Raw genomic sequence first — 12,752 nt, 5'->3', positions numbered from 1 at the left:
CCCGGGTGGAGCGCGCCACGGGCGCCGCGGTGTCAGGCCGTGGTGTACCAGACGGCGGTGTCGACCGGGACCTGGGCGCCGTCGAAAGGCTGGCTGCGGAGCAGGACGACCGCGCCTTCCGGAAGGTCGAGCGGAGCCGTGCCGAGGTTCGCCAGCACGTGGACCTCACCGCGACGGAAGGCCACGGCGTCGGGGCCGGCGTCCTCCCACACCAGCGACCCGGTGCCGAATCCGAACTCGCGACGACCGGCGAGCAGGCGCTTGTACAGGGCCAGGGTCGACGCCGGGTCGACCTCCTCGACGTCCCGGGCGTAGGCCGCCCAGTCCGCGGGCTGCGGGAGCCACGAGAGTCCGGTGTCGTTGAAGCCGAACGCCGGGGCCTCCGCCTCCCACGGCAGCGGCACACGGCAGCCGTCGCGGCCGTAGCGCTCGCCGTTCGTGCGGAACCAGGTCGGGTCCTGACGGTACTCGTCCGGGATCTCCATGGCCTCGGGCAGTCCGAGCTCTTCACCCTGGTAGAGGTAGGCGGAGCCGGGGAGCGCGAGCATCAGCGTGGTGGCCGCGCGGGCGCGGGCGAGGCCGATGGCCGTGTCCGGCTTGTCCGGGGTGTTCGGGCCGATCCCCTCGCCCTGCGGGTTGTCGATCGTGAGCGCCAGGCGCGTGGCGTGCCGCACGACGTCGTGGTTCGACAGCACCCAGGTGCTCGGTGCACCGACCGCGCCGAAGGCGTCCAGCGACTCCCGGATCACGTCGCCGAGCGCCTTCGCGTCCCACGCCGTCATCAGGTACGGGAAGTTGAAGGTCTGGTGCATCTCGTCCGGACGCACCCAGAGCGCGGTCTCCTTCAGCGTCGGCATCCAGGCCTCGCCGCAGAGCGCGCGGTCGCCGTCGTACTCCGCGAGCACCTTGTGCCAGTCGCGGTAGATCTCGTGCACGCCGTCCTGGCCCCAGTACGGCACGTTCGACTCGCCGCCGCCCATGGAGTCCGCGTCGGTGGGCGGTGTGTAGTCGGGGAGGCCCTCGGTCTTGATCATGCCGTGGGCCACATCGACCCGGAAGCCGTCGACACCGCGGTCGAGCCAGAAGCGCAGGATCGAGCGGAACTCCTCCTGCACCTCCTCGTTGTTCCAGTCGAAGTCGGGCTGCGTGGCGTCGAAGATGTGCAGGTACCACTGACCCGGCGTGCCGTCGGCCTCGGTGACGCGCTGCCACATGCCGCCGCCGAACACCGACTCCCAGTTGTTCGGGGGCAGTTCGCCGTTCTCACCGCGGCCGTCGCGGAAGATGTAGCGTGCGCGCTCCGGGCTGCCCGGCGCGGCCTTGAGCGCCTCCTGGAACCAGGGGTGCTGGTCGGACGAGTGGTTCGGGACGAGATCGACGATCACGCGGATGTCGCGGGCGTGGGCCTCGGCGAGCATGAGGTCGAAGTCGGCGAGCGTGCCGAACAGCGGGTCGACGTCGCGGTAGTCGGCCACGTCGTAGCCGGCGTCGCGCTGCGGGCTCGTCATGAACGGGCTGAGCCAGATCGCGTCGACGCCGAGCTCCTGCAGCGAGTCGAGGCGACTCGTGATGCCGGGGAGATCGCCGATGCCGTCGCCCGACGCGTCCGCGAAGGAGCGGGGGTAGATCTGGTAGATGACGGCGCTGCGCCACCACTCGGAACCGGGGGCTGCGATCTGTTCGAGCTGTGCCATGCGATCAGGCTACTGCAAACGCTTACAGTCCCGCCACCACAGGTATCGAAACGGTTCGGTGAAGACGATGGGACCCTCCACGGGTGATCGACGTTCCCCATCCCCGGAAGCCGATCAGAGTATTGCAAAGGTAGGACTTAAGTAGGTAACGTGCTACCGAGTGCCGCGCATCCGCGCCGTACTCGGGCCCCGCGGGGACGCAGACATCGGATGTGTGGAGCCCTTTCGTGTCGGGTGGCGACCAGAGGTCGCGTGCCGCCCGACAACCACCTGCGCTGGGAGTGCTCGAAGATGAAAATCCGCCGATTCCTGTCCGTCGTCACCGCCGCATCAGCTCTCGCGATGCTCGTCGGCTGCTCGACGGACGAAAGTCGCGATGCCGACGGTCGCTCGGTCTTGAAGGTCTACAGCTGGAAGGGTTCGGAGGGCGAGCCCGCCAACTTCGCGGAGATCAACGACGCCTTCGAGGAGGCCAATCCCGACATCGTGCTCGACGTGGAGGTCATACCCGCCGGGGAAGCCTACGCGCAGCGGGTCCAGCCAGAGCTGCTGGCGGGAGAGGCCGCGGACGTCATCATGACCGACAGCGCTCTCGCCGGCACGCTCGCCGATGCCGGTTATCTCGCGGATCAGTCCGATGCGACGTGGGCGGATCGAGTCCGCGATGACATCACCCCGTTCGTCACCTTCGACGACAGCGTGGTGGCGATGCCCATGGAAGCGATTGGCGTCGGTCTCTACGCGAACATGGACCTCCTCGCCGCGGCAGGTATCGCGGAGGTTCCCCGGGACTGGTCGGCCTTCCTGGATGCGCTGCACCGCCTCGCGGATGCCGGAGTCACGCCGATCTCCCTTCCGGACAAAGGAGGCTGGACCGGCACGATGGCGTTCCTCAACAGCGGCGCCACGCTCGTGCCGACGAGCTGGGACGAGGATTTCTACACCGGCAAGACGGACTTCGAGACGTGGCGGCCCGCGGTGGAGCAGCTCCTGCAGTTGCAGGAGGAAGGCTTGGTGGACTGGAGAACCGAGCTCGGTCGCGATGAGTGGACGGACGGCGTCGCGGACTTCGCCGCAGGCAGGACCGCCTTTCTGCTGCAGGGTGCGTGGAATCTCTCCGGGTTCCTCGACGCCGGCCTCGACGTGCAGTTCATCGCGTGGCCCGGTGGTGAAGAGGGGACTGCACCCGCGGAACTCCTCTTCGTCGGAACCATGTGGAGCGTCAACGCGGCGACCGATGTGCGCGAGGCCGCGCAACGCTACGTCGACTACTGGGCCGAGGGGAAGAACCTGCAGCCCTATCTGGAGGCGGAGAACGCGATCAACCCGTTCCTGCAGGGGGCGAGTCCGGTCACCGCGGCTTCGGAGGACTTCGTGGCGGGCTTCGACGCCGGTGACTACCGCTTGATGCAGACCAGGACGTGGATGGCGGGCGACGTGCAGCAGAAGATCGGGTCCCGTCTGCAAGCCCTGTTCCTCGGGGACATCGACACCGATCGATTCCTGTCCGAGATGGCCGACATCGCGAAGCGCGAACGATGATCGCCAGACGCCCGTCGGTGGCGGGCGGATTCCTTCTCCCCGCCGTGGTCGTGTACAGCCTCCTGGTCATCTATCCGCTGGTGAGCGGACTCTGGCTCAGCCTGACCGACAGCCGTGGCGGTCCCGCGAGCGACTTCGTCGGGTTGGAGCAGTACGAGCGACTGATCGGGGATCCCGAGGTGGTGCGTGCGGTGGGGACGACGGTTCTCTACGCAGCGATCGTGGTCATCGGACAGAATCTCGTCGGGCTTCTGCTTGCGCGCGGCCTCTACCATCGGCCCCGATTCCGTCGCGTCGGGAGTGTTCTCATCCTGCTGCCCGCACTCATCGCGCCGATCATGGCCTCGTTCATCTTCGCCTACATCTACGCGCCGGACGGAGCACTCAACCGTCTCCTGGCCGCCCTCGGACTGGAGCAGCTGAACCGCGTGTGGCTCGGTGACCCATCCACGGCACTCGGAGCTCTCGCCGCGATAAACGTCTGGATGTACGCCGGATACTCGGCGGCGATCTTCCTCGCGGGGTACCTCGCGCTACCCGCCGAACTGCTGGACGCCGCCGCCGTCGACGGCGCGACCGGGTGGCGACGCTTCCGGGCGATCGAATGGCCTCTCCTCGCTCCTTCGCTCACCGTCAATGTCACACTCTCCCTGATCGGCACGCTGAAGGTGTTCGAGTATCCGTTCATCCTCACCGACGGCGGTCCGGCGGGCGCCACCACCACCATGAGCATCCTGATCTATCGGAAGATCTTCGGAGGTGCGGGTGAGTTCGCCTACGGGATCGCGATCGCCGTGCTGCTCCTTGCCGTTGTGGTCGTGCTGAGCTCCGTCACCACCACCCTGCTGCGCCGACGCGAACAGAAGGTCGCCTGATGACGACATCCCCGTCACGCCATCGATTCGGACACGCCGCCGGCACCGTCATGCTGGGTCTCGCGGTCGCGGCGATCATCGCGCCGTTCGTCTTCGCCGTCGTCGTGGCACTCCGGCCATCGGAAGACTTCGCGCGTGACCCACTGGGGCTGCCGACCCGTCTCACCCTCGACAACATGGTGCAGACGTTCGTCCGCATGGACTACCTCACCGGATTCGCCAACACACTCGTGATCCTCGTCGGGGCGGCGGCGCTCGTCATCGTCCTGGGCGCCCTCGCGAGCTATCCGCTCAGCAGGATCACCCGACGCTGGACCGCGGCGGTGTATCGATACTTCGTCCTCGGCACCTCGGTTCCCATCTACGTGCTGATGGCGCCGCTCTTCCTCCTCGTCCGCGATCTGCACATCCTCGGCAGTCATCTGAGCGTCATCCTCATCTACACGGCGATGAACCTCCCGGTCGCGATCTTCTTCTACACCAGCTTCCTGCGACAGGTCCCGCGCGAGCTCGAAGAGGCGGCGGCTCTCGATGGCGCCGGCCCGTATCGGACGTTCGCGATCGTGGTCTTCCCGCTCCTGGCGCCGGTCACCGCCACGCTCGGGACGTACCTGAGCCTCGCGATCTGGAACGACCTGCTCATTCCCATCGTGTTCCTCCGCGGTGCGTCGAGCGGCACGATCATGGGCAACGCCTTTGCGCTCATCGATCCCAACACCGTCGAGCCGTCCACCCTCTTCCCCGCGGCGCTCCTCGGCGTTCTCCCGCTGGTCCTCGTGTTCGCGCTCCTGCAGAAGTATGTGGTGGCGGGCATCTCGGCCGGAGCGGTGAAATCCTGAGCGCCGCAGTCTCCCGCGCCGCGGGGACACCGCCCCGCGGCGTGGGAGATCGCTCGGGTCTCAGGAGTCAGGGGGTCGGCATGCCGCCGTTGACGTTCAGGGTCTCGCCGAGCACGTAGCTCGACTCCGGGGAGGCGAGGAAGACGTACGCGGGGGCGAGCTCCGCGGGCTGACCCATCCGGCCGAGCGGAGTGTCCTGGCCGAACTGGTCGATCTTCTCCTGCGGCTGCCCGTCACTCGGCTGCAGCGGGGTCCAGATCGGTCCGGGCGCCACGGCGTTCACGCGGATGCCCTTGGGTGCGAGCTGCTGGGCGAGGCCCTTCGTGAACGCGTTGATGGTCGACTTGGTCGACGCGTAGTCGACGAGGATGTCCGACGGCGAGTAGGCCTGGATGGAGGTCGTGTTGATGATCGTCGACCCCGCGGGGAGGTGCGGCAGGGCGGCCTTCGTGATCCAGAACATCGCGTACACGTTGGTCTTGAACGTGTCGTCGAACTGCTCGTCCGTCACGTCGGTGAGGGACTCCTGGAAGACCTGCTTGCCGCCGTTGTTGACGAGGATGTCGAGTCCGCCGAGCGTTGCGACGGCCTCGGCCACGAGGGTGCGGCAGTACTCCGGGTCGCGCAGGTCACCGGGGATGGTGGCCACGGTGGCACCCGCCTCGCGGAGGATCCCGGCGATGCGGCTGGCGTCCTCCTCCTCTTCGGGGAGGTAGGAGATCGCGACGTCGGCCCCCTCGCGAGCGAACGCGATGGCGGTGGCCGCGCCGATGCCGGAGTCGCCGCCTGTGATGAGCGCCTTGCGTCCGGTCAGTCGTCCGGTGCCGCGGTACGATTCCTCGCCGAGGTCGGCCTTCGGGGTGAGGTCCGCGTCGAGACCGGGCTCGCGCATGTGCTGCTTCTGCGGCTGGATGTCGGCGTAGAGCTCGACCGGGTTGGTGAAGGTGTACTGGTCGCGGGACATGGGGTGTCCTTTCCGGGAGGTCGGGGACGGGAGGACCATCGTGCGCCCCGCGCTCCGGGTCCGGCAAACGCCTTGCACGCGTCCGGTCGCTTTGGTACACGCGCATGTGGCCGAAAGACACTTCCCCTCGAGCCTCTTGTCATGACAGGGTGGCGAACATCCCCCCGTGTCGCTCGCGGCATGTCCCCCGGGGGTCCTGCCGTCGAGAGGTCGTGATGTCCGCTTCCGCCCGCCGATCCGCGCCCTGGGCGGTCGTCGCCGCCCTCGTCGTCGGCGCCGTGCTCGTCGGTGCCGCCCCCGCCGTGTCCGATGCGTTCGGCACGCGCGTGCAGCCTCCCGCGGACCCGGTGAACGACCCCGCCGCTTCGGTCGCGCTCGCCTACGAGTTCCTCGACGCCCGGGTCGACGAGTTCTGCGACGGCGAGGGCCGGTGCCTGCCGCGCAGCTACGAGGGCGGATTCTTCACCACGCCGTCCTGGGACTTCACGCCCTCCTTCGTCTACGACGACGCCCTTGTCGTCATCGCCTACACCGCCCGCGGTCTGCCGGACGACCTGCGCCGCGCGCAAGCTGTCGCGGACACCCTCCTCTTCGTGCAGGAGAACGACCCGGTCGCCGACGGCCGCGTCCGCACCTCGTACGAGCCGCACGGCATCCGCCAGGGGCGCATGGAGATCACGGGGCCGGGCACCTTCACCGGCAATCAGGCCTGGGTGGGCATGGCGCTCGCCCGCCTCTTCCACGCCACCGGCGAGACGCGGTATCTCGACGGCGCGGTGCGCATCGCGGAGTGGATCCAGGACAACACCGCCGACATGACCCGCGCGCCCCACGGCTACACCGGTGGACAGACCGATGCCGGGGTGCCGCTGGAGTGGAAGTCCACCGAGCACAACAGCGACATCGCCGGGTTCTTCACGCAGCTCGCCCAGCTCACGGGCGACGCGGTGTGGGCGGAGCGGGCGGCGGTGGCCGCAGGCTTCGTCGCGGCGATGCAGAGCGCCGACGGGCACGTGGACACCGGGACGCTGCTGGACGGCAGCACGATCAACACCCGCCCGATCCCGCTCGACGCGCAGACGTGGAGCCTCCTCGGCACCGGGGACGCCCGGTACGGAGCGGCCGTCGACTGGACGCTCGCGCACCTCGTGGCCCAGGACGGTCCCTACCGAGGCCCGTCGATCAGCGACGTGGACGTGTCCAAGGTCTGGTTCGAGGGCAGCGGACACCTCGCCCTCGCACTGCAGGAACGCGGGGCCCCTGGTGACCAGGCGCGCGCGGAGGAGCTGCTGGCCGACATCCGACTGGTGCAGCGCGACGCGGCGAACGGCGACGGCAAGGGCATCGTGGCGACTTCGACCGACGGACTCGACTCCGGCTTCGGCGACCTCTACTACGCGAGCCTGCACACCGGCACGACGGCCTGGTACCTGCTCGCGGCCGTGGGCGACAACCCCTTCCGTCTCCCCTAACCTCGTCCGTCGACCCGGCCCCTTGCGGTCGACCCGGCCTCTTCGGTGCGCCCGCAAGGGGGTGGGACGCTCGCAGAGGGGGGTCGACGGAGGGGTCAGGCGGCGACGCGGGCGACGGCGGCGATCGCGCTCGTGAAGAAGTCGAGACCGTCCACGCCGCTGCGCATCGCGACGGCGGTGTCCGGACCGAAACCGGGCTCCGTGGCGTGCTCGGGATGCGGCATGAGCCCCACGACGTTGCCCGCCTCGTTGGTCAGCCCCGCGATGTCGCGCAGCGAGCCGTTCGGGTTCACGCCGGCATAGCGGAACGCCACGAGACCCTCGCCCTCGATGCGGTCGAGCGTCTGCTCGTCGGCGATGTAGCCGCCGTCCGCGTTCTTCAGCGGGATGATGATCTCCTGGCCGGTGCGGAAGGCGTTGGTCCACGCGGTGTCGGCGTTCTCGACCGTGAGCTTCTGGTCGCGGCGGACGAAGTGCTGGTGCCCGTTGCGGATCAGGCCGCCGGGGAGCAGGTGCGCCTCGACGAGCATCTGGAAGCCGTTGCAGATGCCGAGAACGGGCATGCCCTTCGCGGCAGCGTCCTTGACCTCGCTCATGATGGGCGAGAGCGCGGCGATGGCGCCGGCGCGCAGGTAGTCGCCGTAGCTGAAGCCGCCGGGGAGGACGAGGGCGTCGACGCCCTCGAGGTCGTGCGAGCCGTGCCACAGGGCGACCGGCTCGGCTCCCGCGATGCGGACGGCGCGCTGCGCGTCGACGTCGTCCAGCGAGCCGGGGAAGGTGACGACGCCGATGCGGACGGTCACTCCGCCACCTCGACGCCCACGACGTCTTCGATCACGGAGTTCGACAGGACCTCGTCGGCGAGGCGACGGGCCTCGGCGAGGACCTCGTCGGTGACCTCGCCCTCGACCGTGAGCTCGAAGCGCTTGCCGATGCGGACGTCGGTGAAGCCCTCGACGCCGAGGCGGGCGAAGGCGCCGGAGACGGCCTTGCCCTGCGGGTCGAGCAGTTCGGGCTTGGGCATGACGTCGACGACGATGGTGGGCATGACGGCTCCAAGAGTCGCGGGCGGACGGGCGGTTTCAGTCTACCGGCTCGCCGATGCTCCGCCGAGACCCCGGGCTCCCGTCCAGACCCCGCCCTGCGCCCGCCGCTACATCGGGGTGTCGGCGGGAAACCGGGGTCTCGGCGGCAGAGGGGGTCAGGAGTGGAAGACGGTGTGGAGGTCGCCGATCGCCTCGCGGCCGCCGAGGCCGTCGATCTCGAAGAGCACCGAGATGCCGGCGACGTGGCTGCCGAGGCGCTCGACGAGCTGGCGACCGGCGGCCAGGGTGCCCCCGGTCGCGAGCACGTCGTCGATGAGGAGGACGCGGGAGCCCGCGGGCAGATCGTCGTGCATCTCGATGGTCGCGGTGCCGTATTCGAGGGCGTAGTCGACGGACGCCGCGGGCCGGGGGAGTTTGCCGGCCTTGCGGATCGGGATCAGTCCGACGCCTGCGGCGATGGCGGCCGCCCCGGCGAGGATGAAGCCGCGAGCCTCGATGCCGGCCACCACGTCGAACCGCCCCGCGAAGGGCTCGATGATCGCCTCGGTCGTCACGCGGAGGGCCTCGGCGTCGGCGAGGAGCGGCGTGATGTCGCGGAAGATGATGCCGGGCTCCGGGTAGTCCGGGATGCTGCGGATCAGGGATTCGGCGCGGGTGAGGGCGGGGGAGAGGGTGGCTTCGGGCACCGGACAAGGGTACGCCGCGTTCACAACTCCGGAGAATTCGCGGGCTCCGGGCCGATAGCGGTCGAACGGCGGCATCGGATCCCGATTCTCCTGAGTTGTGAACGGGGACCGGCGGCCCCCCGCACCCTTGACATCGTGGGAGCGCTCCCATAGAGTTCACGGAAGTTCGTGGGAGCGCTCCCACGACTCACCCACGCACCACCACCCGCACGAACCCACAAAGGAGTGAACCGTGAACTCACGTGCCCGCACCCGGATCCTGGCGACAGCCGCCGTGGCATCCGTCTCCGCTCTCGCCCTGGCCGGCTGCTCCGGCAGCACCGGCGGCGACGGCGACACCGGCGGCAGCGCCGACGAGAAGGTCACACTGACCGTCACCACCTTCGGCACCTTCGGCTACGACGACCTCTACGAGGAGTACGAGAAGGCGCACCCGAACGTGACGATCGAGGCCACCAACATCGACACCGGCGGCAACGCCCGCACCGACGCCTTCACCAAGATCGCCGCCGGCTCCGGCCTCAGCGACATCGTCGCGATCGAGGAGGGCTGGCTCGGCGCCATCATGGACGTCTCCGACACCTTCGTTGACCTGCGCGACTACGGCATCGAGGACCGCAAGGACGACTGGGTCGACTGGAAGTACGGTCAGGCCACCGACGCCGAGGGCCGCGTCATCGGCTACGGCACCGACATCGGCCCGAGCGGCATCTGCTACAACGGCGCCGCCTTCGAGGCCGCCGGCCTGCCCAGCGACCGCGAGTCCGTCGCCGAACTGCTCAACGGCGACTGGGAGAACTACTTCCAGGTCGGTGCCGACTACACCGAGAAGACCGGCAAGGCCTGGTACGACCACTCCGGCTTCGTCTGGAACGCCATGGTCAACCAGCTCGACGAGGGCTACTACACCGCCGACGGTGAGCTGAACGTCGAGGGCAACGACGAGCTCCAGGAGCGCTTCGAGCTCCTCGGCGCCGCGACCGAGGGCGGTCAGTCCGCAGCGCAGACCGCGTGGGACTGGAACGGCGGCAAGTCGTTCGTCGACGGCACCTTCGCCACCTTCGTCTGCCCCGGCTGGATGCTCGGCGTCGTGCAGGGTCAGGTCGAGGCCGGCGGCGGCGACGCGTCGACCGGCTGGGACTTCGCGGACGTGTTCCCCGGCGGCGCGGCCAACTGGGGCGGCGCGTTCCTGTCGATCCCGGAGTCCTCGGAGCACAAAGAGGCCGCGGCCGAGCTCGCCGACTGGCTGACGCAGCCCGAGCAGCAGGTGAAGCAGTCCGCCGCCGCGGGCAACTTCCCCTCGACCATCAAGGCGCAGGAGTCCCTCGCCGACGAAGCCACGCCCAACGCGTTCTTCAACGACGCGCCGACCGGCGCCATCCTCGCCGAGCGTGCCAAGGGCGTCGTCGCGCAGTTCAAGGGCGCCGACGACTCGGTGATCCAGGAGAACGTCTTCGGCCCGGCGCTGAGCGCACTCGACCGCGGTGAGACCGACACGCAGGGCGCCTGGGACCAGGCGATCGGCCTGCTGAACGACCTCGTCGGCTGATCATCTCGCTTCGACAGGCTCAGCGACCCAGAGTGGACGCCCAGCGCCCCGAGTGGACGCCCAGCGCCCCCGAGTGGACGCCCAGCGCCCCGAGTGGACGCCCAGCGCCCCGAGTGGGTGGCTGAGCCTGTCGAAGCCCGGCAAAGGACACGCCCATGACCCTCACCGCCCCGCCGGCGGAGCCGCAGGCCGCCGCCCCCGTGGCGGCGGACGCTCCGCCGCGACGCTCCTGGCGCACCCGCGTCTCCCGTTTCGACCACCGCGCCTCGCCGTACTTCTACATCTCCCCGTTCTTCCTCCTCTTCGGGCTCATCGGCCTCTTCCCGCTGCTGTACACGGTGTGGGTCGCGGTGCACGAGTGGGATCTGTTGAAGGGGGAGGGGCCGTTCGTCGGCTTCGGCAACTTCGCGGCGATCCTCGGCGACGGCATGTTCTGGAACTCCATCCGGAACACGCTGAGCATCTTCCTGCTCTCCGCCATCCCGCAGCTCGCCGTCGCCCTGGTGATCGCGTACCTGCTGGACCGCGGACTGCGGACGCCGACGTTCTGGCGGATGAGCGTCCTCATCCCCTTCGTGGTGACGCCGGTCGCCGTGGCGATCATCTTCTCGAGCATCTTCAACGAGGCGGACGGGCTGGCCAACAACCTCCTCAACCTCGTCGGCATCGCCGATCAGCAGTGGAAGCACGACACATTCCTGTCGCACATCGCGATCGCGGTCATGGTGAACTTCCGCTGGACCGGCTACAACGCCCTCATCCTCCTCGCCGCGATGCAGGCCGTGCCGCGCGACCTCTACGAATCGGCCGCACTGGACGGTGCCGGGGCCGTGCGGCGGTTCTTCGCCATCACGATCCCCACCATCCGTCCGACGCTGATCTTCGTCATCATCACGGCGACCATCGGCGGCCTGCAGATCTTCGCCGAACCGCGTCTGTTCGACGTCTCCACCGCGGGCGGCATCGGCGGCAGCGATCGGCAGTTCCAGACCACGGTGCTGTTCCTCTGGGAGCTGGCGTTCTTCCGCCGGAACCTCGGCGAGGCCTCGGCCGTCGCGATCCTGCTGTTCCTCCTCATCGTCGCGATCGGCCTCATCAACTTCCTGATCTCCCGGCGCATCGCCACCGGAGACGCCCCGAAGAACCGCGCGGCCCGACGCCGCATCCGCCCGACCGGAAAGGAGGAGGCGCGATGACCGCCACCCAGGCCCTCAGCGTGCCGGAGCGGATCCGCCGCCGGCGCGGCGCCGCGAGCGGGAGCGCCGGCCTCGGCAGCCGCCCCGGCTTCCTCACCTACGGGCTGCTCGCGGCCTTCGTCATCGGCGGCGCCTACCCGCTGTGGTGGTCGTTCGTCGTGGCGAGCGGGACCAACGCGACCCGCGGTGAGACCCTGCCCCTCATCCCCGGCGGCAACTTCCTCGCGAACGCGGCGAAGGTGTTCGATGCGATCCCGTTCTGGCTCGCGCTCGGCAACTCGTTCCTCATCTCGACGATCATCACGATCTCCGTCGTCACGTTCTCGACCCTCGCCGGCTATGCGTTCGCGAAGCTGCGCTTCCGCGGGCGGGACGGCCTCATGGTCTTCGTGATCGCGACCATGGCCATCCCCACGCAGCTCGGCATCATCCCGCTGTTCATGCTCATGCGCGAGCTCGGCTGGACGGGGACGATCGGCGCGGTGATTGTCCCGACCCTCGTGACGGCGTTCGGGGTGTTCTTCATGCGGCAGTACCTCGTGGACGTCATCCCGGACGAGCTCATCGAGGCCGCCAGGGTCGACGGCGCGAACCAGTTCCGCACGTTCCTCACCGTCGGGGTGCCCGCGGCGCGGCCGGCCATGGCGATCCTCGGACTGTTCACGTTCATGACCGCCTGGACCGACTACCTCTGGCCCCTGATCGTTCTCTCCCCCCAGAACCCGACGCTGCAGACGGCGCTCAGCCAGCTGCAGTCCGGCTATTACATCGACTACTCGATCGTGCTCACCGGCGCGGTGCTCGCGACCCTTCCGCTCCTCGTGCTCTTCGTGATCGCGGGGCGGCAGCTGGTCAGTGGCATCATGGCGGGCGCGGTGAAAGGATGACC

12 protein-coding genes are annotated in these 12,752 nt (G+C 69.0%); 7 read left to right on the top strand and 5 right to left on the bottom strand.

Going from position 1 to position 12,752, the window contains the following annotated elements; all coding sequences use genetic code 11:
* Nucleotides 1-32: 32 nt before the first annotated feature.
* Nucleotides 33-1,694: a glycoside hydrolase family 13 protein gene (locus AB1285_RS13320; RefSeq protein ID WP_187663067.1), complete on the bottom strand. Its 1,662-nt coding sequence runs from the start codon at nt 1,692-1,694 to the stop codon at nt 33-35.
* Nucleotides 1,695-1,985: 291 nt separating this feature from the next.
* Between AB1285_RS13320 and AB1285_RS13315 the strand changes: the two genes are divergently transcribed.
* From AB1285_RS13315 to AB1285_RS13305, 3 genes are read left to right on the top strand one after another with little or no spacing between them, the layout of a single operon-like run.
* Complete coding sequence (locus tag AB1285_RS13315) at nt 1,986-3,236, top strand: ABC transporter substrate-binding protein (RefSeq protein WP_370429064.1); 1,251 nt, start codon at nt 1,986-1,988, stop codon at nt 3,234-3,236.
* Nucleotides 3,233-4,111: a carbohydrate ABC transporter permease gene (locus AB1285_RS13310; protein ID WP_370429065.1), complete on the top strand. Its 879-nt coding sequence runs from the start codon at nt 3,233-3,235 to the stop codon at nt 4,109-4,111. Before AB1285_RS13315 ends, AB1285_RS13310 begins: the two co-directional genes overlap by 4 nt.
* Nucleotides 4,111-4,950 carry a carbohydrate ABC transporter permease gene (locus tag AB1285_RS13305; RefSeq protein WP_370429066.1) on the top strand — a complete coding sequence of 280 codons (840 nt, stop codon included), beginning with the start codon at nt 4,111-4,113 and terminating at the stop codon, nt 4,948-4,950. The genes AB1285_RS13310 and AB1285_RS13305 overlap by 1 nt, the downstream gene beginning before the upstream one ends.
* A 67-nt stretch (nt 4,951-5,017) precedes the next feature.
* Here AB1285_RS13305 and AB1285_RS13300 read toward each other — a convergent pair whose 3' ends face one another.
* Entirely contained in the window at nt 5,018-5,914 is an 897-nt protein-coding gene (locus tag AB1285_RS13300) for an SDR family oxidoreductase (protein ID WP_370429067.1), read from the bottom strand.
* 215 nt (nt 5,915-6,129) lie between these two features.
* Here AB1285_RS13300 and AB1285_RS13295 point away from each other — a divergent pair, with 215 nt between their 5' ends.
* On the top strand, nt 6,130-7,386 hold the full coding sequence (locus AB1285_RS13295; RefSeq protein ID WP_370429068.1) for a hypothetical protein: 1,257 nt from the start codon (nt 6,130-6,132) through the stop codon (nt 7,384-7,386).
* Between the two features lie 95 nt (nt 7,387-7,481).
* On the opposite strand, the gene purQ is transcribed toward AB1285_RS13295, so the two are convergent.
* The 3 genes from purQ to AB1285_RS13280 all read right to left on the bottom strand — a co-directional run bounded on the left by purQ (nt 7,482) and on the right by AB1285_RS13280 (nt 9,118).
* The gene (gene purQ / locus AB1285_RS13290) at nt 7,482-8,189 is read right to left on the bottom strand and encodes a phosphoribosylformylglycinamidine synthase subunit PurQ (protein WP_187663069.1); all 708 of its coding nucleotides are present in this window, start codon (nt 8,187-8,189) and stop codon (nt 7,482-7,484) included.
* On the bottom strand, nt 8,186-8,434 hold the full coding sequence (gene purS, locus AB1285_RS13285) for a phosphoribosylformylglycinamidine synthase subunit PurS (RefSeq protein ID WP_050304938.1): 249 nt from the start codon (nt 8,432-8,434) through the stop codon (nt 8,186-8,188). The genes purQ and purS overlap by 4 nt, the downstream gene beginning before the upstream one ends.
* A 153-nt stretch (nt 8,435-8,587) precedes the next feature.
* Nucleotides 8,588-9,118 carry an adenine phosphoribosyltransferase gene (locus AB1285_RS13280; protein WP_187663070.1) on the bottom strand — a complete coding sequence of 177 codons (531 nt, stop codon included), beginning with the start codon at nt 9,116-9,118 and terminating at the stop codon, nt 8,588-8,590.
* A gap of 232 nt (nt 9,119-9,350) precedes the next feature.
* Here AB1285_RS13280 and AB1285_RS13275 point away from each other — a divergent pair, with 232 nt between their 5' ends.
* From AB1285_RS13275 to AB1285_RS13265, 3 genes are all read left to right on the top strand, one after another.
* On the top strand, nt 9,351-10,667 hold the full coding sequence (locus AB1285_RS13275; protein ID WP_259952930.1) for an ABC transporter substrate-binding protein: 1,317 nt from the start codon (nt 9,351-9,353) through the stop codon (nt 10,665-10,667).
* A gap of 155 nt (nt 10,668-10,822) precedes the next feature.
* On the top strand, nt 10,823-11,863 hold the full coding sequence (locus tag AB1285_RS13270; protein WP_187663072.1) for a carbohydrate ABC transporter permease: 1,041 nt from the start codon (nt 10,823-10,825) through the stop codon (nt 11,861-11,863).
* Nucleotides 11,860-12,750, top strand: coding sequence for a carbohydrate ABC transporter permease (locus AB1285_RS13265; protein WP_259952927.1), 891 nt, complete (start codon nt 11,860-11,862; stop codon nt 12,748-12,750). Before AB1285_RS13270 ends, AB1285_RS13265 begins: the two co-directional genes overlap by 4 nt.
* The last annotated feature ends 2 nt before the right edge of the window (nt 12,751-12,752 follow it).

It is taken from the genome of Microbacterium sp. NRRL B-14842 (assembly GCF_050470785.1).
Note: the sequence above shows the minus strand (reverse complement) of the source record. Positions and strands in the feature narration are given on the sequence as shown.